23 protein-coding genes and 1 riboswitch are annotated in these 24,069 nt (G+C 63.8%); of the genes, 14 read left to right on the forward strand and 9 right to left on the reverse strand.

Going from position 1 to position 24,069, the window contains the following annotated elements:
- Positions 1–110 precede the first annotated feature (110 nt).
- Together hutC and AC6CIG_RS03510 are read left to right on the forward strand one after the other, a co-directional pair.
- Entirely contained in the window at positions 111–818 is a 708-nt protein-coding gene (gene hutC / locus AC6CIG_RS03505) for a histidine utilization transcriptional repressor HutC (RefSeq protein ID WP_498322436.1), read from the forward strand.
- A 118-nt stretch (positions 819–936) separates the two neighbouring features.
- Positions 937–2,898, forward strand: a complete 1,962-nt coding sequence (locus AC6CIG_RS03510; RefSeq protein ID WP_498322318.1) for an elongation factor G — start codon at positions 937–939, stop codon at positions 2,896–2,898.
- Between the two features lie 129 nt (positions 2,899–3,027).
- Here the strand turns inward: AC6CIG_RS03510 and AC6CIG_RS03515 are convergent, their stop codons facing one another.
- Together AC6CIG_RS03515 and AC6CIG_RS03520 are read right to left on the reverse strand one after the other, a co-directional pair.
- Positions 3,028–3,555 carry a hypothetical protein gene (locus AC6CIG_RS03515; protein ID WP_498322320.1) on the reverse strand — a complete coding sequence of 176 codons (528 nt, stop codon included), beginning with the start codon at positions 3,553–3,555 and terminating at the stop codon, positions 3,028–3,030.
- A gap of 77 nt (positions 3,556–3,632) precedes the next feature.
- On the reverse strand, positions 3,633–4,460 hold the full coding sequence (locus AC6CIG_RS03520) for an alpha/beta fold hydrolase (RefSeq protein ID WP_102761748.1): 828 nt from the start codon (positions 4,458–4,460) through the stop codon (positions 3,633–3,635).
- 148 nt (positions 4,461–4,608) lie between these two features.
- Here AC6CIG_RS03520 and AC6CIG_RS03525 point away from each other — a divergent pair, with 148 nt between their 5' ends.
- From AC6CIG_RS03525 to AC6CIG_RS03565, 9 genes are all read left to right on the forward strand, one after another.
- Positions 4,609–5,598, forward strand: a complete 990-nt coding sequence (locus AC6CIG_RS03525) for a GlxA family transcriptional regulator (protein WP_018095993.1) — start codon at positions 4,609–4,611, stop codon at positions 5,596–5,598.
- Between the two features lie 547 nt (positions 5,599–6,145).
- Positions 6,146–6,541, forward strand: coding sequence for a hypothetical protein (locus AC6CIG_RS03530; RefSeq protein WP_498322322.1), 396 nt, complete (start codon positions 6,146–6,148; stop codon positions 6,539–6,541).
- A gap of 275 nt (positions 6,542–6,816) precedes the next feature.
- Complete coding sequence (locus AC6CIG_RS03535; protein ID WP_018095991.1) at positions 6,817–7,761, forward strand: TAXI family TRAP transporter solute-binding subunit; 945 nt, start codon at positions 6,817–6,819, stop codon at positions 7,759–7,761.
- Positions 7,762–7,872: 111 nt separating this feature from the next.
- Positions 7,873–9,987, forward strand: coding sequence for a TRAP transporter permease (locus tag AC6CIG_RS03540; protein ID WP_498322324.1), 2,115 nt, complete (start codon positions 7,873–7,875; stop codon positions 9,985–9,987).
- Entirely contained in the window at positions 9,984–10,358 is a 375-nt protein-coding gene (locus AC6CIG_RS03545; protein WP_018095989.1) for a DUF1850 domain-containing protein, read from the forward strand. The genes AC6CIG_RS03540 and AC6CIG_RS03545 overlap by 4 nt, the downstream gene beginning before the upstream one ends.
- A gap of 162 nt (positions 10,359–10,520) precedes the next feature.
- A riboswitch (cobalamin riboswitch) is annotated at positions 10,521–10,750 on the forward strand.
- 169 nt (positions 10,751–10,919) lie between these two features.
- The gene (locus AC6CIG_RS03550) at positions 10,920–11,987 is read left to right on the forward strand and encodes an ABC transporter substrate-binding protein (RefSeq protein ID WP_498322325.1); all 1,068 of its coding nucleotides are present in this window, start codon (positions 10,920–10,922) and stop codon (positions 11,985–11,987) included.
- Positions 11,984–13,027 carry a FecCD family ABC transporter permease gene (locus AC6CIG_RS03555; protein ID WP_498322327.1) on the forward strand — a complete coding sequence of 348 codons (1,044 nt, stop codon included), beginning with the start codon at positions 11,984–11,986 and terminating at the stop codon, positions 13,025–13,027. The genes AC6CIG_RS03550 and AC6CIG_RS03555 overlap by 4 nt, the downstream gene beginning before the upstream one ends.
- The gene (locus AC6CIG_RS03560) at positions 13,024–13,824 is read left to right on the forward strand and encodes an ABC transporter ATP-binding protein (RefSeq protein ID WP_324764401.1); all 801 of its coding nucleotides are present in this window, start codon (positions 13,024–13,026) and stop codon (positions 13,822–13,824) included. The genes AC6CIG_RS03555 and AC6CIG_RS03560 overlap by 4 nt, the downstream gene beginning before the upstream one ends.
- Positions 13,825–13,827: 3 nt before the next feature.
- Positions 13,828–14,616, forward strand: coding sequence for a class I SAM-dependent methyltransferase (locus AC6CIG_RS03565; protein ID WP_498322329.1), 789 nt, complete (start codon positions 13,828–13,830; stop codon positions 14,614–14,616).
- On the opposite strand, the gene AC6CIG_RS03570 is transcribed toward AC6CIG_RS03565, so the two are convergent.
- On the reverse strand, positions 14,608–14,745 hold the full coding sequence (locus AC6CIG_RS03570) for a hypothetical protein (protein ID WP_498322330.1): 138 nt from the start codon (positions 14,743–14,745) through the stop codon (positions 14,608–14,610). The genes AC6CIG_RS03565 and AC6CIG_RS03570 overlap by 9 nt on opposite strands.
- Before the next feature lie 423 nt (positions 14,746–15,168).
- Between AC6CIG_RS03570 and AC6CIG_RS03575 the strand changes: the two genes are divergently transcribed.
- Positions 15,169–15,567 carry a hypothetical protein gene (locus AC6CIG_RS03575; RefSeq protein WP_010974988.1) on the forward strand — a complete coding sequence of 133 codons (399 nt, stop codon included), beginning with the start codon at positions 15,169–15,171 and terminating at the stop codon, positions 15,565–15,567.
- 187 nt (positions 15,568–15,754) lie between these two features.
- On the opposite strand, the gene AC6CIG_RS03580 is transcribed toward AC6CIG_RS03575, so the two are convergent.
- Together AC6CIG_RS03580 and AC6CIG_RS03585 are read right to left on the reverse strand one after the other, a co-directional pair.
- Positions 15,755–16,201, reverse strand: a complete 447-nt coding sequence (locus tag AC6CIG_RS03580; protein ID WP_498322334.1) for a PPC domain-containing DNA-binding protein — start codon at positions 16,199–16,201, stop codon at positions 15,755–15,757.
- Between the two features lie 103 nt (positions 16,202–16,304).
- On the reverse strand, positions 16,305–16,883 hold the full coding sequence (locus AC6CIG_RS03585; protein ID WP_026168700.1) for a dioxygenase family protein: 579 nt from the start codon (positions 16,881–16,883) through the stop codon (positions 16,305–16,307).
- A 264-nt stretch (positions 16,884–17,147) separates the two neighbouring features.
- Here AC6CIG_RS03585 and AC6CIG_RS03590 point away from each other — a divergent pair, with 264 nt between their 5' ends.
- Both AC6CIG_RS03590 and AC6CIG_RS03595 read left to right on the forward strand, forming a co-directional pair.
- On the forward strand, positions 17,148–17,357 hold the full coding sequence (locus AC6CIG_RS03590) for a dodecin (protein ID WP_018095980.1): 210 nt from the start codon (positions 17,148–17,150) through the stop codon (positions 17,355–17,357).
- A 522-nt stretch (positions 17,358–17,879) separates the two neighbouring features.
- The gene (locus tag AC6CIG_RS03595) at positions 17,880–19,259 is read left to right on the forward strand and encodes an alanine/glycine:cation symporter family protein (protein ID WP_102761481.1); all 1,380 of its coding nucleotides are present in this window, start codon (positions 17,880–17,882) and stop codon (positions 19,257–19,259) included.
- A 60-nt stretch (positions 19,260–19,319) separates the two neighbouring features.
- On the opposite strand, the gene AC6CIG_RS03600 is transcribed toward AC6CIG_RS03595, so the two are convergent.
- The 4 genes from AC6CIG_RS03600 to AC6CIG_RS03615 all read right to left on the reverse strand — a co-directional run bounded on the left by AC6CIG_RS03600 (position 19,320) and on the right by AC6CIG_RS03615 (position 24,045).
- Positions 19,320–19,688 (reverse strand): RidA family protein, encoded by a 369-nt coding sequence (locus AC6CIG_RS03600; RefSeq protein WP_100670960.1) that lies wholly within the window; start codon positions 19,686–19,688, stop codon positions 19,320–19,322.
- A 77-nt stretch (positions 19,689–19,765) separates the two neighbouring features.
- Entirely contained in the window at positions 19,766–21,061 is a 1,296-nt protein-coding gene (locus AC6CIG_RS03605; protein WP_498322337.1) for an NAD(P)/FAD-dependent oxidoreductase, read from the reverse strand.
- A 54-nt stretch (positions 21,062–21,115) separates the two neighbouring features.
- On the reverse strand, positions 21,116–22,681 hold the full coding sequence (locus AC6CIG_RS03610; protein ID WP_338282254.1) for an ABC transporter substrate-binding protein: 1,566 nt from the start codon (positions 22,679–22,681) through the stop codon (positions 21,116–21,118).
- Positions 22,678–24,045, reverse strand: coding sequence for an MmgE/PrpD family protein (locus AC6CIG_RS03615; RefSeq protein ID WP_498322339.1), 1,368 nt, complete (start codon positions 24,043–24,045; stop codon positions 22,678–22,680). Before AC6CIG_RS03615 ends, AC6CIG_RS03610 begins: the two co-directional genes overlap by 4 nt.
- Positions 24,046–24,069: the final 24 nt, after the last annotated feature.

Consider the following 24,069-nt stretch of genomic DNA (forward strand, 5'->3'; position numbering starts at 1 on the left):
GGGCTGTCGTCTTGGCGCGAAATGGGTAAGGTACGGGGTCGTTTACGAGCGAGGGTCCCGCCATTTCCAGCAATCGTGCCTACACCGAAGAAAAACGTCAGGAACAGCCTCTGTCGCTGCATCAGAAAATTCTGAGCGAGGTCGAGGGCCACATTCTTTCCGGCGACTGGCCGCCGGGGTACCGCATTCCTTTCGAGCACGAACTCACGGAGCAATACGGCTGTTCGCGAATGACCGTGAACAAGGCCCTGAGCGAGCTCGTGAAGCGGGGACTGATCGAGCGGCGGCGCAAGTCTGGAAGCTATGTCAGCTTTCCGCAGGTCCAATCCGCAGTGATGGAAATCCACGACGTCAAGCGGGAGGTGCAGTCCCTCGGGCTCGACTACGCCTACCGCCTCGGCGAGCGAGCGGTGCGCAAGATGCGTGCCGGCGATGAGGGGCGCATCGATCTGCCTCTCTCGTCCCGGCTTCTCGATATCACCTGCCGCCATTTTGCCGGCGGCCGGGTTTTCTGCCTCGAGGAGCGGTTGATCAATCTTTCGGCGGTGCCGGAAGCCGAGACCGAGACCTTCGAGACCGTTGCCCCGGGCTCGTGGCTGCTCGGTAAAGTGCCCTGGAGCACCGCGGAGCATCGCATCAGGGCCGTCGCGGCGAGCCGCCCGACGGCCCAGGCGCTCGAAGTGGCGGTCGGCGCGGCCTGTCTCGTCATCGAGCGACGGACCTGGAGCGGCGGCGTACCGGTCACCAGCGTGCTGCTCACCTATCCCGGAGATCGCCACGAGCTCATCGCGGAGTTCGCGCCGAGCGCGCCCGCATAGACCGCGTCAATTCCTGCTAACGCGCAATTTTTGCAAGAAAAAGCACCAATCTCTGGCGCTTTGGCTCGTCGAAGGGCATCCTGTCTGCAGTGTCATCCTGGCAGAGGGAGGAACGCCGATGCGCTGCTTTACTGTACTCGGTCCTTCGCAGATCGGAAAATCCACGCTCGTGGAGAGGGTGGGCTCGCTGGGAGGCGAGCCGAAAAAATCAGTTACGCCATATGGACTGGGCCTCACCGAATTCGAATTCGGCGGCGAGACCTGGTGCGCGCTCGACGTTCCCGGCAATAACGAGGCCCTGGCGCATGCGCAGCATGCGCTGCTCGCGAGCGACGCATGTGTTCTCTGTGTTTCGCCGATACTGGACGAGGCGGTTCTCGCCGCCCCTTACTTGCGCATGATCGAGGCGTCCGGCACGCCCTGCATCCTCTTCATCAACCGCATGGACGAGCCGCGAGGGCGCATAAGGGACATCGTCGCCGCCCTGCAGGATTTCTGCAGCCGCCCGCTCATCCTGCGGCAGATTCCCATCCGCGACGGCGACAGGATCATCGGCAGCTGCGATCTGATCTCGGAGCGGGCCTGGCGCTATCGCGAGGGACAGCCTTCCTCTCTCTTCGAGATCCCCGAAAACGCGGTCGAGCGCGAACACGAGGCACGCGCGGAGCTTCTCGAGCACCTTTCGGAATTCGACGATTGGCTGCTGGAAGAGCTCATCGAGGACCGCGAGCCGGCCAGCGACGCGATCTATTCGATCTCGACACGGGTTCTGAACGAAAACAAGATCATTCCGGTGCTCCTCGGCTCCGCCGGCCACGGCAACGGCCTGATGCGGCTGATGAAGGCGCTCCGCCACGAGGCCCCGCGCGCTGAGGCGCTGAGAAAACGCCTTGCCGCGGGTGCCGGCGTCGACGAGGCGACGCTCCTCGCGGTCAGCTTCCATGCCCATTATCGCCAGAGCGTCGGCAAGACGGTTCTTGCCCGCGCTCTCCAGAACGGAGTGAAGCAGGGAGCGACGCTCGGCGGCGGAAGTCTCGGCGCTCTGCAGGATCCCGCAAGCGGCCGGCCCATCGGCTCGGGTGTGACCGAAGCGGGCCAGCTCTTCGGAGCGGTCAAATCCGACCACCTGCCGGTCCCCTCGCTGTTGACGGCCGGTGCCGCCCTCGCTCCGCCCGACTGGACGACCCCCCCGAACCCCATGCTCGAGCGGATACTGGTGCCGGCGAGCGAACGCGACGAGACCAAGCTCTCCGAGACCCTTGCGAAACTCGCCGAGACAGATCGCGGCCTGAAGGTGATGCAGGAGGAGGGGACAGGGGCGCAGCTCGTTTGCGCCCAAGGCCCGGTGCACCTGCGCGAGGTCTGCAGGACGTTGTCGGACGTTTTCCATGTCGAGGTGAGCGACCGGCCGCCGAGCCCGATCTACCGGGAGACCGTTTCGAAGTCCTCGGACGTTCATTACCGCCATCGCAAGCAGACCGGCGGGGCCGGGCAATTCGCGGATGTGAAGCTCAGCGTCCATCCGAACGGGCGAGGCGACGGATTTTCCTTTGCCGAGACGGTCAAGGGCGGTGCCGTGCCGCGCAATTACATCCCTGCGGTCGAGGCGGGCGCACGCGAGGCGATGGAGAAGGGACCCCTGGGCTTCAAGGTCATCGATGTCGGCGTGCTGCTCACCGACGGCCAGCACCATTCGGTCGACAGCTCGGAATATGCGTTCCGCACGGCCGGCAAGCTTGGCGTCCGGCAGGCGCTGTCGCAGGCCGCCTCCGTACTGATGCAGCCGGTCTTTCGCGTCGAAATCCATGTCCCGTCGGTCTATTCGGGCAGTCTCGTGCCGATCGTTGCCTCGTTGAAGGGCCAGGTGCTGGGCTTCGATCGGGACGAAGCGGCGAAAGGCTGGGACATCTTCCGCGCCCTTCTGCCCGGCAGCGCGCTCGACGACCTGGCGCGCTCGCTCAGATCCGCCACCCAGGGCATCGGCTATTTTTCCAAGAGTTTCGATCATTTCGAGGAACTCTACGGCAAGGAAGCCCAGGCGATCGTCACCGCTCACGGAACGCCGGCCAACGAGCATTGACCGACAGCACGAAGCGCGCCGTATCGATACGGCGCGTGTTGGGTCATTCCTTGCCTGGAGCGTTGCAGTGTTTCCTGAAACACCGAACGCTCCAACGTTTTGAAACTACGCACTGCCGACGGAAAACCGCTACGCACTTTTCCTGGACCTCGGGCGCATGGGCAGCGGCAACGCCGCCCGTCGCGACCCGATGACCGCCGTTGCGCCGAGCACCATGCTTGCCGCCAGCAACAGGGCTTGCGCAGCGACGAAGGGCGCCTCGGTTTGCGTCGGCGCCATCGGCTGCAGCACCGGAACCTTGAGGAAGCTCTGCACGATAAGAACGAAGAGGTTGAGATAGAGCGCGAATGTCGCGCTCACCACATAGGCCGGCCGCGCCCAGCCGCGGAGCGTGAAGGCATAAAGCGCGGCAAAGGCGATGACGAGGGTGAGGACGGAAATCGCCCCGACCACCAGTGCGGGCGTGATCCCGCTGAAGGGAAAGAGGAAGCCGGTGATGCTGGTGGCCGCGGTGGTGACGAGGAAAACTGCGTGCCAATGGCCGAGCCAGCGGCCGGCGGCGAGCGCCGGCAGGGCGACGAGGCCGCTCGCAATGCCAATCAGACTGACGGCGACATGCAGGGCAAGAAGGGTCTCGATGGAAAATCCGGGGATCATGGCGCATCTCCTGGAGGCAGGGGGACGAAGCTGGGGGAGGGCGACGGCACCGCCGCCGCGCCTCGCCGGCGTTGAAGTCAAGCTTCGATGAATTCGAGCAGGTCGGCGTTGAAGCGGTCCTGATAGGTCTGCGTCAGGCCATGATCGGCACCCTCGTAGACCTTCAGCACGGCATGTTTGACGATTTTGACGGTCGAAAGCGCCGAGGCGCCGATCGGCACGATCTGGTCGTCGTCGCCGTGGAGGACCAGGGTCGGCTTGTCGAACTTCGCCAGGTCGGCATTGAAGTCGCTTTCCGAGAAGGCGCGGATGCTGTCGAGCTGGCCCTTGAGGCCGCCCATCATGCCCTGCAGCCAGAAGCTCTCGCGGATTCCCTCCGAGATGGCGGCACCCTCGCGATTGTAGCCGTAAAAGGGGATCGTCAGATCCCTGAAGAATTGCGAGCGGTCGTCGTAGGTGCCCTTGCGAATGCCATCGAAGACGTCGATCGGCAGGCCGCCGGGGTTGGCCTCGGTTTTCAGCATGAGCGGCGGCACCGCGCCGATCAGCGCCACCTTCGCCACGCGCCCGGTGCCGTGCCGGCCGACGTAGCGGGTAACCTCGCCGCCGCCTGTCGAATGCCCGACAAGGATCACGTTGCGCAAGTCCAGCGCCTCGATCAGTTCGGCAAGGTCGTCGGCGTACTGGTCCATTGTGTTATTGTCCCACACCTGGTCCGAACGGCCGTGGCTGCGGCGGTCGTGGGCGATGACGCGATAGCCCTTGTTTGCAAAGAAGACCATCTGCGCATCCCATACGTCGGCCGTGAGCGGCCAGCCATGGGAGAAGAGGACGGGTTGAGCATTGCGCGAGCCCCAGTCCTTGTAGAAGATGCGGGTGCCGTCCCTGGTGGTGATCGTAGCCATTTTCTTCATCCTTTCAGCGGGTTGGAAGACTGCCGGGTGGGGTGCCGTACTTGCCGCGCCCCGTGCTTGAAGATTTAGGCCGATTGCGAAATGATCGGGATTGGCGGATCGGACATTAGGCGGGCCGAAACCGACAAAGAGGGGCGACATGGCGAAGGGACGAGCACTGCCAGCGAGAGCCGAGATCGGCCTCATGCTTTATCCGGGTTGCCAGATGGCGATGGTCCACGGCATGACGGATCTCATCGGCATAGCCGGTCAATTCTCCGCCGAGCGCGGCGGACCGGTGGCGCGAGTCAGTCACTGGCGGCTTCAGGACGACGGCTGTCTTGCACGATGTTTCGACACCCATCCCGAACTCGGGTCCCGGGAGGCGCCGGAGATCCTGCTTGTCCCCGGCCGGCTGACGGGACCGATGGAAGCAGAGGAGGCAGCGCCCTATGCGCGCTGGCTGCTCGACCGGCATGCCCAGGGGGCGACGCTGGCATCGACTTGCGGCGGGACTTTCGTGCTTGCGGCGACGGGCCTGCTCAAGGGTCGCCCGGCGACGACGCACTGGCTGTTCGCCAACGCCTTCCGCGATCGTTTCCCCGACGTCCGGCTCGATCCGGACAAGATCGTCATCGAGGACGGCGACATCATCACAGCCGGCGGCCTCATGGCGTGGACGGACCTCGGCATGCGCCTCGTGGACCGCCTGTTCGGTCCGACGGTGACGGTCGAGACCGGGCGTTTCCTGCTCATCGATCCGGCCGGACGCGAGCAGCGGCACTATTCCAGCTTTTCGCCGCGTCTCAATCACGGCGACGAGGCGATCCTCAAGGTGCAGCATTGGCTGCAGGCGCGCGAGGCCCGCGCCGTCAGTGTCGCGGAGATGGCCAAAGTGGTGGCGATGGAGGAGCGCACGTTCCTGCGCCGTTTCAAGGCGGCGACAGGTATGAAGCCGATCGAATATGCGCAGCATCTGCGCGTCGGCAAGGCGCGTGAGCTCCTGGAGTTCACCAAACGCTCGGTCGAACAGATCGCCTGGACCGTCGGCTATGAGGATGCGGCAGCTTTCCGCAAGCTGTTCCATCGCATCGTCGGGCTGTCGCCGGGCGACTACCGGCACCGTTTCGCCGTAGCGGCTGCCGGATAGTCTGCGCGCAGGACGGCGGCGTGCCGGCGTCGCTTTTTTCGCGCCCGCGGCTGCGGAACAAAATTTCTTCTGAAGAATTAACAGGTGTCGCTTCTGTCCCCCAGCGACATTCAGGACCCCAACCTGTTGCAGTGCCCGCGTCGTCCCCTGCGCGGGCACTCGCATGTCTGCGAAACGATTCCGCCCGCCCCCGGTTGACGACGCAAGCGGGACCCCGCAAAGCGCGAGGCCCCGCCTCAAGTGTCGCTGAAAAGATCTAGGTCCTTGTATAGGTGGGAAGCCAGGAAGCTAGAGTGCCATCCGCGCCCATCTATAGGACCTTGGTCCGACCCCCTAAGGGCAAAGGTCCTAGGCCCGTTGCCAGCTGAGTCTCAGGGTACATATTGCAGCATTCGCGCCGCGGGAGCCTGGAGCGGAACAGTGTGCGGTCTGCCGCCGGCATTTCTGCTCTGGCTCCTTGCACGATCACGTTCCATGATTTTGGGTCGACGGGGCCTAAAGTCATCGTGATCTCGGCAGGGGAACAACTCAACGATGGATCTCTCCCATGGCATTGTCGGATTACGGACGGAACAACACTGTCTCTGAAACCTGTTTCAGGACGCTCACCCACCCGTTGACGAACCTGATCTGCATTATCGTCGCCGTGTCGATCGCCGTTTTCGCGAGCGTACCGACAGGCATTCCCCCATACGTGCTCGCGCCCATCGGTTTCATGCTGGTGATCCTGATTCTTGCAGAAATTGCATCTAGATTGAAGGCGCGCTCCGCAAGACGGGACGCCACGGTTGGCCGCTCGGAATCGGCCGCCGGAGGCTGGCAGGCCGGGGGAAACGGTTGGAGCCTGACATTGCAACGCAAACGCGGCCTGACGGGAGGAGCGGCTCGGTCGAATATCGCCGCCGCCGCAAGGGGACGCGCGGCCGACAGCTGCCGCCGCTGAAATCGAACCTAAACGCCAAGCGCCGCGCGTCGCCGGACGCGTGGGCGCTTGCGCAGGAATTTGTCCGAAACCAGCGAAAGGCGGATTGTCGCCGATTGCTGCGGGGCACCGGGCAAGATCCGCCCGCATCGGCGAAGTTCTCGATTGCGCTTCCACAAAATCAATCATTTAGAGTTAGCCGATCTCTTGCTAGTGTAACGCCGCGGCCCCTTTCCGGAGGAACGGTCTTCCGCGCCAGATTTGAATGATTGGGAGGAATCTCTGTGAATCGAACATTGAAACGCGCCGCCATCGCGGCGATCGCAAGTGCGTCCATCGCCGTTTCCGCGGCTTCGACAGGCGCAGCCGAGTTCATCAACGTCCTGACTGGCGGCACTTCCGGGGTGTACTACCCGCTCGGCGTCGCGCTTTCGAAGATCTATGGCGACAAGATCGAGGGCGTACGCACGCAGGTGCAGGCGACCAAGGCTTCGGTCGAGAACCTCAACCTCTTGCAGCAGGGGCGCGGCGAGATCGCCTTTTCGCTCGGCGATTCGGTCAAGCTTGCCTGGGAAGGCAATACGGATGCCGGTTTCAAGGCACCGCTCGACAAGCTGCGCGGTATCGCCGCCATCTATCCGAACTATATCCAGATCATGGCGTCGAAGGAGTCGGGCATCAAGACCGTCGCCGATCTCAAGGGCAAGAGCCTTTCCGTCGGCGCACCGAAGTCGGGCACGGAATTGAACGCCCGGGCGATCCTCGGCGCCGCAGGCATGAGTTATGACGACCTCGGCAAGACCGAATACCTGCCCTTCGCCGAATCGGTGGAGCTGATGAAGAACCGGCAGCTCGATGCGACGCTGCAGTCGGCCGGCCTCGGCGTCTCTTCGTTCAAGGACCTGGCGACCTCGCTCGACGTGCAGATGGTCGCCGTCCCCGAAGAGATCGCCACCAAGCTCGGCGCGCCTTACATCGCCGCGACCGTCCCCGCCGGCACCTACCAGGGGCAGGACAGCGATGTGCAGACGGTCGCCGTCGTCAACTTTCTCGTCACCCATTCGGAGGTTTCCGACGAAACCGCCTATCAGATGACGAAGCAGCTCTTCGAGAACATCCCCGCCCTGACGGCGGCTCACAAGGCGGCGGAGAATATCCGCATCGAGGATGCGCTCAAGGGAATGCCTATTCCTCTGCATCCGGGGGCGGAGCGCTACTATAAGGAAAAGGGTCTGCTCTGACCCATGTCGCCCGAAACCGTAAAGCGGTTTTAAGGCGACAGGCAGACACCCTGAAGCGCGTCGCGGAATTCGGTTGAATGCGACGGGCTTCAGGAATTCGGGGGAGGAATCATGATCCAAAATACCAATGAACAAAGCGCAACTGCGTCGGCCGAACTGCACCGGCACGACGCGTTGACCCGGGCGTTTCCGGCGACATGGGACGGACGGATCCTGTTTGCCATCGCGCTTGCCTTTTCAGTGTTCCAGATCGCCACCGCGGCGCATCTCGTCGATTTCGCGAGCCAGATCGTGCGCGTGGTGCACGTCGGCTTTGTCACGGTTCTCGTCTTTCCCCTGCTGGCGACGCTCGCAGGCCGCGGCACGGTTGCAAAAATCTTCGCCTGGAGTCTTGCTTTCCTCGGTGCAGCGGTCGCCTTTTACCAGTGTTACGAATATGCGGAACTCTTGGTGCGTGCCGGCGATCCACTGCCGCGCGACATCTTCTTCGGGGTCGTCGCGCTCGCCGTCGTCTTTGCCGCGGCCTGGGCGCTGATGGGGCCGGCCCTGCCGATCATTTCCGGCGTGTTCCTGGCCTATTGCCTTTTGGGTGAGTATCTGCCGCCGCCGTTCGACCACCGCGGCTACGACTTTTCGCAGGTGATCGACCATATGGCCTATGGCACGGAAGGCATCTACGGCATCCCGACCTTCGTCTCCTCGACCTATATTTTCCTTTTCATCCTGTTTGGCGCCTTCCTCGAAAAGGCCGGCATGATCCGGCTCTTCAACGATGTCTCGTTGAGTTTGGTCGGCGACAGGCGCGGCGGAGCCGCGAAGGTGGCGATCATTTCTTCGGGCCTGATGGGCACCATTTCGGGCTCCGGCGTCGCGAATGTCGTCACGACCGGGCAGTTCACCATCCCGCTGATGAAAAAGTTCGGCTATCGGGCGGCCTTTGCAGGCGGCGTCGAGGCAACGGCCTCGATGGGCGGGCAGATCATGCCGCCTGTCATGGGCGCGGTCGCCTTCATCATGGCCGAGACGCTCGGCGTCGAATATTACGAGATCGTCAAGGCGGCGGTCATACCGGCGATCCTCTATTTCGCGTCGGCCTTCTGGATCGTCCATCTCGAAGCCGGCAAGTACGGGCTGCTCGGCCTGCCCAAGGACCAGCTGCCTTCGGCCAAGGCGGCAATCCTCGAACAATGGCATCTGATCCTGCCGCTCGCCGCGCTCGTCTGGCTGCTGTTCTCCGGCTATACGCCGCTTTTCGCCGGTACGGTCGGCCTCGCCTTCACCGGCCTTCTGATCCTCGGCAGTTCGCTCGCGCTCGGCCTTCCCGCCGGTGTCATACGCATCATCTTCTGGGTCGGCCTCGGGCTGGTGGCGGCCGCCTTCTTCCAGTTCGGCATCGGCATGATCGTCGCAGCGCTGGCGCTGCTGATTGCCGGCAACGCCTTCCTGAAGGGCGGCCGGGAGACCCTGGTGATATGTCGAGACGCGCTTGCCGAAGGGGCGAAGACGGCCCTTCCTGTGGCGATCGCCTGCGCGCTCGTCGGCGTGATCATCGGTACGATGACGCTGACCGGAGCGGCCAATACCTTCGGCCAGTTCATCGTCTCGGTCGGGGGCAAAAGCCTGTTTCTGTCGCTGCTTCTGACGATGGTCACCTGCCTCGTGCTCGGCATGGGCATACCGACGATCCCGAACTACATCATCACCTCGTCGATCGCCGGGCCCGCGCTTCTGGAACTCGGGGTACCGCTTATCGTCAGCCACATGTTCGTCTTCTATTTCGGGATTCTTGCCGACCTGACCCCTCCGGTGGCGCTCGCCTGCTTCGCGGCAGCACCGATCGCGCGTGAAGGCGGGCTGAAGATCTCGATCCAGGCGATCAAGGTGGCGGCGGCCGGGTTCGTCATCCCGTTCATGGCCGTTTATTCGCCGGCGCTGATGCTGCAGGATGGCGGCGCGATGGCCGCATCGGTGGGCTATCCGGTTGCCGTCGCCTATATCGTCGTCAAGACCGGTCTGGCGATCGCGCTCTGGGGTGCCGCCGTGGTGGGCTTCGCCGCAGTCCGGCTCGGGGTTTTCGAGCGGGTGCTCGCGGCCGCGGCCGCCTTCACGTTGCTGGCGGCGCTGCCGATCACCGATGAGGTTGGCTTCGCACTCTCCGCGGTCTTCGCCTTCGTGACCTGGCGGCGCGCCCGCCAAGCTGGCCGGCAGACGGCGAAAACGGCATGAGCGCGCTGGCCTGCATCATCGGCGGCAAGGCTGTCGCCGTTGCTGCGGGCGTCTTCACCCTTGGCTGGACCCATTCGGTCGAGAAGACCGAATGGCAGGAGCGTTGGGCCGTCACGGCCGAGGGTCTCGTTCTCGAGGAGGCGCGCGTGCAGGGTTCGGGGGCGGGAATGGAGCCGGGAGACAATGCCCGTCGCCAGGGCCGCTGGTGGGTCTGGAAGCCCGACCTGCCGCCGCTTCCCGAGCTGGTCCTGGCCGCCTCCGGAGCGACCGTCTCCGGCTGGACGCTTTGCGACACCGGCGGCTGCCGCGAACTCGCGGCGCAAAGCCGGGAACCAATCGTCCTGCGGCCATGCGATGGCCCAAAGCCATAATGGCCGATGCCGATCTGGCGGCACCGGTTGAAGGCTCATCGGAACGGTCCGGTGCGCTTATGAAATGTTATTACATAACTTTTTGTTGACGAGCGTAATAACATAACATATTGAACCCCTGTGCAGCGGCGTCGCGTTTCACCTTGACCGGAGGCTGCATTCTAAATTAACTGAGCCTGACGGTTCCCCTACCCGTGAGGTGGAGGGGATTAATAGGGAACACGGTGCGGACGACCCAAGAGGGACCAAAACCGTGGCTGCCCCCGCAACTGTAAGCGGATCGTCGTTCATCCTCGTGGCGCCCAGGCGCCAGCCACTGCGCGTTGCGCGGGAAGGCAGATGAGCGATTTCTGTCCGTGAGCCAGGAGACCTGCCGTCAAATCAGATCCAACGTCACGGGCGGGGATGCCCGGAACAGGAGCAAGCCATGACCATCTTTCGCGCCTTGCGGCGCACGCTTTCGTCAGTTTCCCCGAGATCCAGCCGTCACACGTCCGATCGAACCCGATCGGCAGACTGACGATCACGGCCGCATAGCGGCCTCACATTCGGGGACCATTCATGAACAGCTTTTGGAAACGACCGCTCATTGTCGGTCTCATCACCTTTTCCGCAGGCGCAGCGGCTCTTGACCGTCCCGCCTTCGCTGCCGAGACGATCTATCCGCTGACACTCGAGAACTGTGGACGGCAGATCACCTTCGACAAGACGCCGACGCGCACCGTCTCGATCGGCCAGAGCAGCACCGAGATCCTCTATCTGCTCGGCCTTGCGGACAAGGTCGCCGGCACCGCCCTCTGGGTCGGCCCCGTCCTTGAAGGTTACGAGGAGGTCAACGCCAAGGTCGAGCGCCTGGCAGACAACGATCCGAGCTTCGAAAGCGTGCTTGCCAAGAAGCCGGACATGGTGGCGGTGCAATTTCAGTGGCAGGTCGGCCCGGAAGGCGTGGTTGCGCGGCCGGAGCAGTTCGAGGAGCTCGGCATTCCGGTCTACACATCGCCTTCGGATTGCACCGGCAAGGAGAATTCGGCGGCGAGCGACGGCGTGCGCCGGCAGGTCTTCACCATGGATCTCGTCTATCGGGAAATTCGCGAGCTGGCGCAGATTTACGATGTTCAGGACAAGGGCGAGAAGGTCGTGGCCGAGCTGAAAAGCCGAGAAGAGGCGGCGCGCGCCAAGGTCGCCTCGGCCGGGGACAAACTCTCGGCGGTCTTCTGGTTCTCCAGCGCTGCCGATGCCGACCCCTATGTCGCCGGCAGGAACGGCGCGCCCGGCTACATAATGGCGGCCCTCGGCATCGAAAACATCATCGACACTGAAGACGAATGGCCGACGGTCGGCTGGGAAACCATCGCCAAGTCCGAGCCGACCATGATCGTTGCCGGCTCGATGGAGCGTCGACGCTATCCGCTCGACAGCCTCGACGCCAAACTCGAATTCCTGAAGACCGATCCCGTGGCGAGCCTCATGCCGGCAGTCGCCAAAGGCTATGTGTTCGACATGGATGCGCAGGCGATGAACCCGACGATCCGTACGATCGAAGGCATCGAAGCGCTGGCGGATGCCATCGTCGAAGCCGGACTTGCCCCCAAGGCTGGGCCGGCTTCCAAGGGTGGGTTCGGCAAGTGAGCCGCGTGCTGACTCTGGCCGGGCGAACGGGGACGGGACGCGTCGGCGCGGCTATCGCCGCGCTCGTGATCCTGTTCTCGGCGCTCTGGATGGGCGCTGCGATCGGCGAGACGGCGATCCCGTTCAAGACCGTTGCGCAGGCGGTCGCGAATCGGCTGTGGAACGCCGGCTATCCGCTGGCCCCGATCGACGAGGGCATCATCTGGAGCTACCGACTGAGCCGGGCGGTCGTGGCCGCTTCCTGCGGGGCGGCGCTTGCGCTCTCCGGCGCCGTGCTGCAATCGCTGCTGCGCAATCCGCTCGCCGATCCCTATATTCTCGGCATCTCCGCCGGCGCCTCGACAGGCGCGGTCAGCGTCGCCATCCTCGGTGTGGGTGCCGGGATGCTGACGCTGCCGCTCGGCGCCTTCATCGGCGCGCTGGTCGCTTTCCTCCTGGTGAGCCTGCTGGCGGTGAAGGCCGGCCGCGGCACCGCGGCGATCATCCTGGCAGGTGTGGCGGGGTCACAGCTCTTCAACGCACTGACCTCTTTCATCGTCACCAAGGCGGCCACGGCCGAGCAGGCGCGCGGCATCATGTTCTGGCTGCTCGGCAACCTTTCGGGCGTGCGCTGGCCGGATGCCTGGCTCGCCGTGCCGGCGACGCTTCTCGGTCTCGTCGTCTGTCTCTGGCATGCCCGTCCCCTCGACGCGTTTACCTTCGGGTCGGAATCGGCTGCCTCGCTCGGCATCTCGGTCAGGCGAACCTATTTCGCGCTCGTCGGCGTCTCGGCGATGATGACGGCGGTGATGGTATCCATCGTCGGGTCGATCGGTTTCGTCGGCCTCGTCATCCCCCATGCGGCCCGCATGCTCGTCGGCGTCCGTCACGGTGTCCTGCTGCCGGCAGCGGCGCTCATCGGCGCCGTGTTCATGATCCTCGCCGACATACTGTCGCGCGTTCTCATTCCCGGCCAGGTCCTGCCGATCGGCGTGATCACGGCGCTCGTCGGCGCTCCGGCCTTCGCATTGATACTCGGACAAAGGAGGGACCGCGCATGACGCTTTCGGCGCGCGGGGTTTCATGGTCGGCCGGCGGGGTGGACATACTGAAGGAGGTCTCCCTCACGGTCGAGACGGGAGAGTTCCTCGGCATCATCGGCCCGAACGGTTCCGGCAAGACGAGCCTGATGTCGCTCATATCGGGCATCCGCAAGCCGAAGAAGGGGGAGGTGCTACTGGACGGTTCCCCGATCGGGACGCTCGGCCGCCGCACGGTCGCGCAAAGGCTCGCTCTGGTCGAGCAGCAGGCCGAGACCGGCGAGAGGATCACCGCGCGCCAGGCGGTCGAGCTCGGCCGCACGCCCTATCTCGGGCCGCTTTCGCCCTGGTCGCCGGAGGACGATGCGATCGTCGAGGCGGCGCTCGAAAACGTGGATATGGCGCATCTTGCCGATCGCCTGTGGCACACGCTCTCCGGCGGCGAGCGGCAAAGGCTGCACATTGCTCGGGCGCTGGCGCAGCAATCGAAGATCCTGCTTCTGGACGAGCCGACCAACCATCTCGACATCGGTCATCAGATCAGCCTGCTCGACCTCGTTCGCCGCCAGGACCTGACGGTGGTCGCAGCGCTCCACGATCTCAACCACGCCGCTATGTTCTGCGACCGGATCGCGGTGATGCAGGCCGGCCGGCTGGTGGCGCTCGGGCCCCCGCGGGAGGTACTGACGGTCGAGCGCATCCGCGCGGTGTTCGGGATCGAGGTCGAGGTCGAGCACGACTTCGACGGAAGCTGCTCCATCCGCTATCGCGCCAGACGCCCGCGTCCGCTTGCCGCAATCTCCGCCGTCGGAACCTGACCCATGGACATGCGCAACCACCACCTGAAGGAAGATATCCGCGAATACTGGTCGAAGCGGTCGGAAACGTTCGACCTCGCCTTCGGCCATCGCATCCCGCCGGGACCGGAGCTCGACGCCTGGGCGGCAGCGATGCGCGGCGCACTCGGGGCGAGGCCGCTGAAGGTTCTCGAACTCGCCTGCGGGACGGGGGAGGTGACCAACGTGCTCCTTTCGCTCGGCCACGAAGTGACGGCGCTCGATTTCTCCGAGGCCATGCTCGCGGTGGCGCGGCGCAAGCACGCAGGGAACGACAGGGTTCGTTTCATTCTGGCCGATGCCGAGCACACGATGGAGCCGGACGAGACCTATGATGCCGTGGTCTGCCGGCATCTCGTCTGGACTCTGACGGAGCCGGAGCAGGCTTTCGCCGAATGGTTCCGCCTGCTGAAACCGGGCGGAAGGCTGCTCGTCTTCGACGGGGACTGGTCGAAACCGTCGCCGCTCGGCCGTCTGGCGTCTGTCGCGGTGGCTGCCCTCGAGCGGATCATCGGCCATGACCCGCATTACGACGGCGCCATGAGCGAACGCCACGCAAAGATCATGGAGCGTCTGCCCTTTGGCGATGGCCTCACCGTCGAAAGACTTCTTCCCTTGATCGAAGAGGCGGGATTCGAGAACATAGAGTTGCCGTCCCGCCGCCCGATCGCGGCGGCCCAGCGCAGGAATGCCGATCTCAGGAACAGGCTGAGGACATTCTTCTACCGCAGGTTCTTTCTCGTCTGCTCGCGGCCTTCGGGAGATTCATTTTGAGTTTATGACGGCTGCCGCGGGATGGATAATGGCGTTGAAGCTCTGGTCGGTTTTGTCGGCACGCATGGCGATGGGTTTGAATTCCATGAGTACCGACCGAGCGTCCGCTGCAAAGTGCTGCAGCGACATTTGCGCGTCTCATAAGACGCGCGGCGCTGTAGGAGGCCTATCGGAGGGCTGCAATCTCTCCTCCCCCATCCCTGTACTCGTCACAGGGATGAGAGCAGCACCGCGTCTGCGGCGGGGGAAGAGTTCTTTCAGCCCAAGGACTTGGTCTGGCTGGATTCCTGTGACAAGCACAGGAATGAGGGGCCGGAATGTGCGGCTCCTACAACTTTCGCTTGCGAATATGCGAGGGATGGCCACCTGTGACGCAATGAAACGCGCCGAGGGACCGCACCCTCTCCGCCCTCATTCCTGTGACGTGCACAGGAATGAGGGGACCGGGGATGTGCGGCCAATTTCAGCCTCAAAAGGAACTCCCGGCCCCCGGCCGCCGTTTCCGGGTTGCTGTCTCTGACAAGTTGGGACCCAGACACGGAGGATGAGCATATGGCACAGGAAAAGCGACTCGGATCCACCATACCGCGCGGCGTGGTCGATACGAAGAACGGATCGGTAGGCGTTCCGGACCAGGCAAGCATGGAAGAGGAAGTCAGATCGTTGCGCGAGCAGGTCAATGCGTTGACCGAAAAGCTCTCCGATCTCGGCATCTATTCCGGCAGGGCCATCGCGGATACGGGCCGCAGGGCCGGCGAGATGGCAAGGGAACATCCCGCCTGGACGGCGCTCGCCGTGGTCGGTCTTCTGGGGCTGCTCATTGCAGGAACCAGCCGGCCCTATTGGCATTCGCGAAGCTCCTCGCGCATCGAGGACCTGATCGCCGATATCGAGGACCGGCTGAGCGATCTGAAGGGCCGTTATTGGTCAAGCGGCTGGCGGCCCTGGTGAAAATTGGACCCGTCCTGCCGAGACAATGTGCGGTCCATGGAAGAGCGCGCTGCCGCCAATCGGGAGATCGGCGGCATGCTTTGCGAGGAACCGAGCGGCTTCTCGCTCCTTCGGTCGCCGTGAAGGTCGCCGGCGCGTGCCGGCCAGAAACAAGCGCAACCCGAGTTCGAGCGCGAAAAGCTGAGTCTCATTCGGCGTCGAGGTCGATGAGCGCTATCCCGAGTTCCGGTCGCTTGCGCCGGCGCAATCCAGTCGGGCTTTCGCGGATGATGACCTCCAGGGTCGGACGGACGTGACCTTCGAGAAGGTGCCCGCCACGGGTCGACCCGTCTTCCAATCCCAGAACCGCATGCAAATGCAGGCTCGGGCGGCCGGCTTCGTCGCGGGCAATGTCGCCGATCGCGCTCAGAACTTCCGATTGCTCAGCTACGGGGATCTTCCTGTAATCTCTGCTTTCGACACGGAAGAAGCCCACCGTCGCGCTGCTGAAGGCGCCGATCGCCGTCACCGATGCGCCGGCGATGCCCGCCTGCGCTGCGAAGGCCGAAATGGCCGAGAATGCTTCGTCGCCCTCCTCGAGTATGAGAATGAAGGTGCGTTCGCTCGCGTCTTGCGCCAAAAGTTTCTGCTTCATCAATTCGTCCTCGTCTCCGCCCGAACCTGTAGGACGGCGATCTGTTCCGGATTCAGCGAAGCGCCGGATCGTTCATCCCGTGCCGGTCACCTCCGCGAGCGCGTCAGGCTACAAAATCGAAACGCCCGAACTTCCCGTCCTCCGTGTCGCGAATGTCAAGCAGCAGCGACGGCGTATAAAGGTGGTCACGGTCGTTCTGAGGTTCGTTCGGGAAGAAGAGCTGCGTCGTCAGGACCGCGGCGCCGGGACGGCGCACCCGAAAATGATAGTGGCGGGTGCGGCCGGGATAGAGTGCCGGGACGATGGTGCTGAACCACCATCGCCCGCGTTCGTCGGTCATGTGGTGACCCCGCAGCCTGTAGCCGCGTGTATCGTAGGCGCCGGTTTCGTCCGCATGCCAGATTTCGACGAGACTGCCGGCAATCGGCCGGCAATTGCCGTCGAGCACGTAGCCGGCAATGGTGATGCGTTCGCCGTTCGGGGCGTCGCCGGAAAGTTCGTGCCTGAGCGGCGCATCGGGCTTGTAGAAAGGGCCCGCCGTCAGCGCGGGCGTCAGGTCGTCATCGTCGTCGCAGGCGGGCGTGAGCGGCAATGCGGGTCGCTGCGCCGCGGCGCGATCGGCGACGGGCAGGGCGGGCAAGGCCAGAAACGCCCTCAGCAGGGAACGTCGGGTCGGCAGCATGGTCGCCTCCTTCGTGGAGCGTTCGCGCGTCCTTGGCGGGGCGTCGCGTTCGGACATGGCCAGTGACACGAGCATAGAGTATTTTTCATTCCGAGGGCAGCCGGCCGCCTGGCGCGGCACAGGCCGATTTTCCCCGAACGCTGGCGGTTCGCGCCGAACGAGGGCATGATTGCCCCTGGCGGCGATCGCGCTGCCGTCCCTTGCCGCCCCCACAAGGAGACCCGGCGAGCCTGGAATCAAACCTAGAAGCTTCAGGAGGAAACCGTGAGCGAGCACGTCTACAAGAAGATCGAGCTGATCGGCAGTTCGCCGAACTCGATAGACGAGGCCATCGAAGGCGCGATTTCGCGTGCTTCGAAAACGACCCGGAATCTCGACTGGTTCGAAGTGGACCAGGTCCGCGGCCAGATCGTGAATGGCAAGGTCGCGCATTACCAGGTGGTGATGAAGGTGGGCTTCCGCATCGACGATTGAAGCGCGCGCGGCGCCGAGAGCGGGATTCGACGTTCCGCCCTGACTTGTTCTGCGGGTTTCAACTGCCTGCGATTGGAGAAGAGACGCCGGCACCGATGAGGAAGCCGGCGATGCCGGGTGGTGGCCGCTGCGAAGGCCGGCTGACCGGATGGGTATGTATGTTCGCGCGCCGAGTCCTGACAACTTCGAGCCGGCCGCGCGGCTTTCCCATGCCGATCTGCCGGCCATCATCAATTTCATAAATAGAAGCATTCGAACTATGAAATTCACCAACCTCGACTTCTATGTATGATCGCGGCTCCCGAGGGGCCCGCATGTACCTACCGCGCCTGACGAACCGGCTCCACGGGTACCGCCTGCGTGTTCGCAGACGGGGGACACCCAGGCGTCTTCGATCGAAATGAATCAAGGTGCCTGTGGCCCATGAACAAGACGGCTTGCAATATTCGCCGGTGAAGTTAGTCAGGCCGCAGGCGTGCGCAGGCTCGCGGAAAGACAGGCACCAGGGAGGAGAGCAGTCTCGTGGAAGCACTCAACCAATTCTTTAACTGGCTCAACGGCATCGTTTGGGGCGTGCCAATGATCGTGCTGATCATTGGCACCGGTCTGTATCTTCAGCTTCGCCTGGGCTTCATGCCGATCCGCAAAGTGGGCTACGGCTTCCGCATGATCTTGAAAAGCCGCAGGCCGGGGAGGGCCGCCGAAGGCGAGATTACGCCCTACGCCGCGCTGATGACGGCGCTCTCGGCCACCATAGGCACGGGCAACATCGCCGGCGTCGCTACCGCTATCGCGGTGGGCGGACCCGGTGCGCTGTTCTGGATGTGGATTACCGCTTTCGTCGGAATGGCGACGAAATACGCCGAGGTCGTCGTAGCGGTGAAATACCGCGAGGTCGACGACAAAGGCGAACACGCCGGCGGACCGATGTTCGCCATCAAGAATGGGCTCGGGAAGCACTGGCAATGGCTGGGCACCGCCTTTGCCATCTTCGGCGGACTGGCGGGTTTCGGTATCGGCAACATGGTCCAGGCCAACGGTATCGCCAGTGCGGTCGACAACGCCTTCGGCATCGAGACCTGGATCAGCGGCATCGTGATGACCGTCTTGACGGGTGCGGTGATTCTCGGCGGCATCAAACGCATCGGCGCGGTGGCCGAGAAGGTCGTGCCCTTTATGGCGATCTTCTATCTCACCTGTGTGGTCGTCGTCCTGATCGTCTTTGCCGGCAACATCCCCGAGGCCATCGCCACCATCTTCACCCAGGCATTCAGTCCGACGGCGGCCACCGGCGGCTTCCTCGGCTCCACTGTACTGATGGCGATCCGCATGGGTGTGGCGCGCGGCATCTTCTCGAACGAGGCGGGCCTCGGTACCGCCGGTATCGCACAGGCTGCCGGCTCGACCGCCAATCCCGTTTTCTCCGGCGTCATCGGCATGATGGGGACGTTCATCGACACGATCATCGTCTGCACCCTGACAGGTCTGGCGATCATGGTGTCGGGCGTCTGGGCCTCGGGCGAAACCGGAGCTGTGCTGAGTTCTGCGGCCTTCGAAGCGGCGCTGCCCGGCTATGGGAATTATCTCGTGACCATTTCGCTGGCATTGTTCGCCTTCACGACGATCCTCGGCTGGGCCTATTATGCCGAGAAGTGCTGGGAATACCTGATCGGAACCGTGAGCGCGATACCGTTCCGCATCGTGTGGACCGTCGCGGTGTTCTTCGGCGCCACCCTCAGCCTCGACTTTGCCTGGCTGGTGGCCGACACGCTGAACGCACTGATGGCTATTCCCAACCTTATCTCGTTGCTGCTCCTGTCCCCGGTCATCGCCCAAATGACGCGTGACTACTTTGCCGAAGAAGGCGCCGCCACGGGAGCGTCGTCGCGCAGCCGGAGCTAGCTTGCCAAGCGTGCGTGCGGGAAGGTTCGCAAAGCGTTCCCGCACGCGCGCTGGCTTGCTCTAAAGCTCCATCACCTCCGCATCGCCGAAGGCTGCGGTCACCATGATCTCTACCCGCATGTCCGGGTCGCCGAGCTCGACGGCGCAGCAGCATCGGGTTGGCGGATTCTGCGGCGCCACCCATTCCTTCCAGACTGCATCCATGGCGGCAAAATCGGCCATGCTGGTGATCCAGACTTCGGCGGTCAGCAGGCGTGACTTGTCCGTGCCTGCGCGTGCAAGCAACTCGTCGATTTTCGCCAGCGTTTCCCGCGTCTGGGTGGCGACGTCACCGGCATTGTCGGAAAACTGGCCGGAGAGGTAACAGACGCCGTTGTATTTCACGAGGCGGCTTCTGCGTGCGTTCACGTCAAAGCGTTCCACTTTCATGATCGGTTCTTCCCTTAGAGTACTTCCAGGAAAAGTGCGCATCGGCTTTCCGTCCGGAAGTGCGTCGTTCAACCTTTCTAGGCTTCCAGGCCCGCTTTGCGGCTCTCGATCGCCGAGACGATCTGGAAGCCGATGCTGCGGAAGGGTTCGGGGGCGATCAGGCTGGCCGTTCCCATCGCGCCGCTGACCTTTGCCGGATCGCCGGTGCCGAGCATCAGCTCGGCGAGATGCCGGCCGAGCATCGTGCCTTTCGCTATCCCGCTGCCATTACAGCCGCCGGACGCGAAAAGGCCGTCATCGAGCTTGCCCCACCACGGCGCGCCATTCATGGTGAACGCCGTCGCGCCGCCCCAGACATATTCCAGTTCCACATGGCCCAGGCCCGGCCACCGCCGAACAAAGCGGTCGCGCAACTTCGCCGACGCCTCCTCCACGGGCACTTCGTGCTCGTGGGCATAAAGGGAGCGCACCATGAGACGGTCGCGCCCGATACGCCGCAAAGTCGTCCCAAGCCGATGAGAGGGCAGGAGACCCCATGACGGCGACTGGCCGAGATGGCCGAGGTCGGCCTCGGGGACCGGGCACGTCACCGCGGCATAGGTAAAGATCGTGGTCATGCGGAGCTTGAGATAGCCGAAACGCCGGATGAACCCGTTGTTTGCGAGAGCGACGCTTCGCGCGCGCACGACGCCGCCATCGGTCAGGAGCTCCCAGCCCCCGCCGTTCCGCTTCAATCGTTGGACCGCCGTATCTTCGTAAAGATCGATGCCGTCCGGCAGGGAGTCGGCCAGGCCGCGAATGAGGGCTGCCGGTTGCAGCAAATAGGTGTCGTTCAGGTAGAGGCCGAAGCGGTAATAATCCGATCCGATGCGCTCGGCTATTTCGTTCCGCCCCAGCACCGTGTGGCTTATTCCGTTGGCTTTCGCGACTTCGACGACCTGCCTCAGCGAGGCCTCGCCGGCTTCCGTCGCCGCAGCGCGGATCGATCCGACTTTCTGCAGCTCGCATTCGATGCCGGCACCTGCAATCATGCCTTTGAGCCAGTCGAAGGCTTCCCTCATCAGAGCCGTTTGACGCCGCGCTTTCTCGGCGCCGGCAAGGGTGGCGGTGCGAGGCAGCACTTCAGACCCGGTGAAGCCGGAATTGCGGGCCGAAGATCCTTCTCCGACGGATGATGCCTCGAACACGGCAATGCTTGCCTGCTGATCGAGTTCACGGAGCCGGCGCGCGATCGCCAGGCCGGTGTAGCCGGCACCCACGATGGCATAATCGACGGTACGGTCGCTCTGCAACGGGGAGCGGGGTGTGCGCTTCGGGAGCATTGCGTTCCAGCCGCATGGGCTGGAATAGATCGGGAAAATCTCTTTGGACATAATGGGTTCATCACACAATGATTTGGGCTGCGGTTTCCCGCAGCCCGTGGATTGTTATTCCGTGAAATGAGTGAGTTCGGTCACCAGCGGCCCGAGCGACATCGAGCCCTTGAAGTCGAAGCCCCAGTCCAGGTTCTTGCGCCGCGCCCAAACACCTGCGGTCTCGGTTATCGGTACCCCGCAGACCGCCTCGATGATCAGCCGCTGTGCTTCGTGCCACAGCTCCAGCTGCTTTTCCGGATCGGTTTCGACACGAGCTGCCTCGATCTGCTTGTCGGCCACGTCGCAATGGCTGAAGTTCGTCACGGCAGCGGGCGATCCGATGGCGCTGTTCGAATGGAAGAACTGGCTGAGATAGACATCCGCTACCGGGAAGCGAGCCGCGCCATAGGTCACGAGCGGGCTCAGGTCCTGGCGGATCATCTGGTGCCAGGTGGCGTGCTCGACCGGTTGCAGCTCGAGATTGAAGCCTGCCTCTCGAAGCTGAGCCTGAAGGATCTGGTTCGAGGATTCATAGCTCGGCAGCTGGCTCGAGATCATCTTGACCGTGATGCCGTCCGGATGGCCTGCCTCGGCAAGCAGTGCCTTGGCCTTTTCCGCATCGAAGGTTACCAGGCCGTTGTCCTCGGTGTAGCCGAGATTGTTCGAGGGAATGACCGACTTTCCCACGCGGGTGAATTCGGTTCCGCGATAGGCGGCGACCCGGCTCGGATCCACGGCGTAGGCCAAGGCACGACGGACCCGGATGTCGTCGAACGGCGCCTTCTTGGTGTTGATGTGCAGCACGGTCAATTCGGCTGGATCGAAGATGTCCACGGTGGTGCCGTCGACCGCCAGGGTGCGTTTCAGCCAATTCGGGTCGGCAAGCCCTGTGGCCGCGTCGACCTCACCGGCGAGGAACGCCAGATCGCGTGCAGCCGCAGCATTGAGGAAGCGATACGTCACCTTCGTCAGTTTCGGCGCGCCGCGGAAATAATCCTTGTGGGCACTGAAATGCACGGCCACGCCGGGCTCGATCGAGTCGAGCTGGAACGGACCGAAACCGACCGGACGGCGCGAGAAGCTCTCCGCCCGTTCTTCGTAGGCCTTCTTGCTGACGATGAAGCCGCCGGCATAGTTCGCCAACGGACCCAGCACGCTCGGAATGGCGTTCTTCAGCGTGATGCGTACGGTATAGGGATCGACTGCCTCGATCTTGTCGAAGGAGGCGTAGTCGGTGGCGAAGGCCGAACGCTCGGGATCCGCTGCCTTCTGCAGGCTGAAGACGACGTCCTCGGCGGTCACTTCACCATAGTTGTGGTGGAACTGGACACCCTTGCGCAGTTTGAAGGTCCAGACCAGCTTGTCGGGGCTGGATTCCCAGCTTTCGGCAAGGTCCGGTTCGATCGAGGCGGGGTCTGTCGTGCCGGGAGCGAAGCGGACCAGGCCGCCGAATATCCAGGCGACCAGGGTGCGGTCGGTGGTGCTCGCCGAATAATGAGGATCGAGATTGCCGATGTCGGCTGCTGCCGCGCCGAGAGTGAGCTCCGTCTTTGCGGCCATCGCCGGCAAGGGAGCGAGCGCGCTGCCAGCCATAATCGCCGCCAGGACCAGAGCCCTCGGGAACTTGAATTGCATCATTGCGCTACCTCCTTGATTAGCATGATGTTGCGTTTGTTCAGATTGTATTGGCGAGGGTTCAGCACGGAGAAAAGCGGCCCAAAGCCATGGTCCAGAATCCCGTCGAGTGCCGGGAGAATGTCGTTCAGCCAGCCGGAGTCGACGCTTGCCGCGCCGATCCTGCGGAATTTCTCTTTCACCTGTTCGCGCGACATCGGATTGGCGACGTCGCCGAGCGGGTGGAGGACGGTGGCGGTCTGCGGACCTTCACCCTGATCGATGATCACGCGGCAGGGCGTGCCCCCGGGGAACGAGCCGGCAAAGTCCTCATGCGCTACCAGCTCGATGCGGCCGGCGAGATCGAGCACGTCCGGATCCTGCAACCGGTCCGGATCGACGGGTTGCAGGGCCGATGGCCCGTACAAGGCTGCCAGAGCGCAGCTGAAGTAGAAGCTGTATTGCCCGGCTTCGAGCGATTTCGGCGTGCGGGCGTTCGAAAGCCTCAGTCCCTGCGGAAACGTCTCGATCCGAAGGCTGCGGATCGCCTTGCCGGGCTGGCGCAACTGGACAACCGCGTCGATTGCAGCGTGCATGTACCGGCAGCAGGCATAGGGTTTGAGGTAACACTGCTGCAGCCACCAGCTCTGCCCGAGGCCGCCGGTCAGGACTTCGCGGTCGAAATGCGAGGGCCTGTCGAGAAGGTCGAGGGGGCCGGTCGCTCCGGCGCGTGCGCGATAGGCGCCGGTCAGCCCCGCCGTCACCGCCGGCGGGATCGCCTCCTTCACGGTGGTTCCCTGATATTTCGAGCTGCCGGTCGGGAAGCTTATGGGCCCCTCGGCGCCGGCAATGGCCATTGCATTTGCAAGCTGTCCGGCGGTCAAGCCGAGCAGTCGTCCGGCAGCAGCGGCAGCTCCGTAGCCCACCCAGCGGCCACTGCTGTAGGTGTCGATGGTCGAGGTGGGACGAGACGACGCCACGCGCAGCGCGACGTCGTAACCGAGTACGATCGCGCTCATGATCTGCTCGTCGCTCGAGCCCGACGCCTGCCCCACGGCCAAGGCCGCGGGGATGACGCCTGCTCCGGCGTGACCGGCGGCACCGCGGTGGCCGTCGTCGATGTCGAGGGCGCTGGCCGCCGCGGCATTGGCCATGGCCGCCCCGGCGGGCGAAAGGTTGATGTCGGTCAGCCAGACTGCCGCCGGTCCGGTTCCGTACAGATCGACGGCGGCTTCGCGGGCGGCCGTCGCAAGAGGCGAGTGCAGGCCGGCGGCCGTCGCAGCCATCAGGTCGGCCAAGAGAAGCGACGCGGCTTCACGCGCCTGCCCCCCTATGTCTGCCGCCGGGCAGCCGGCGACAAAGGCTGCAAGCTCTTCGATCGTGTGCAAGTCGGTAGTCCTTCTGCGTTGGAG

It is taken from the genome of Sinorhizobium sp. GQ132 (assembly GCF_059758575.1).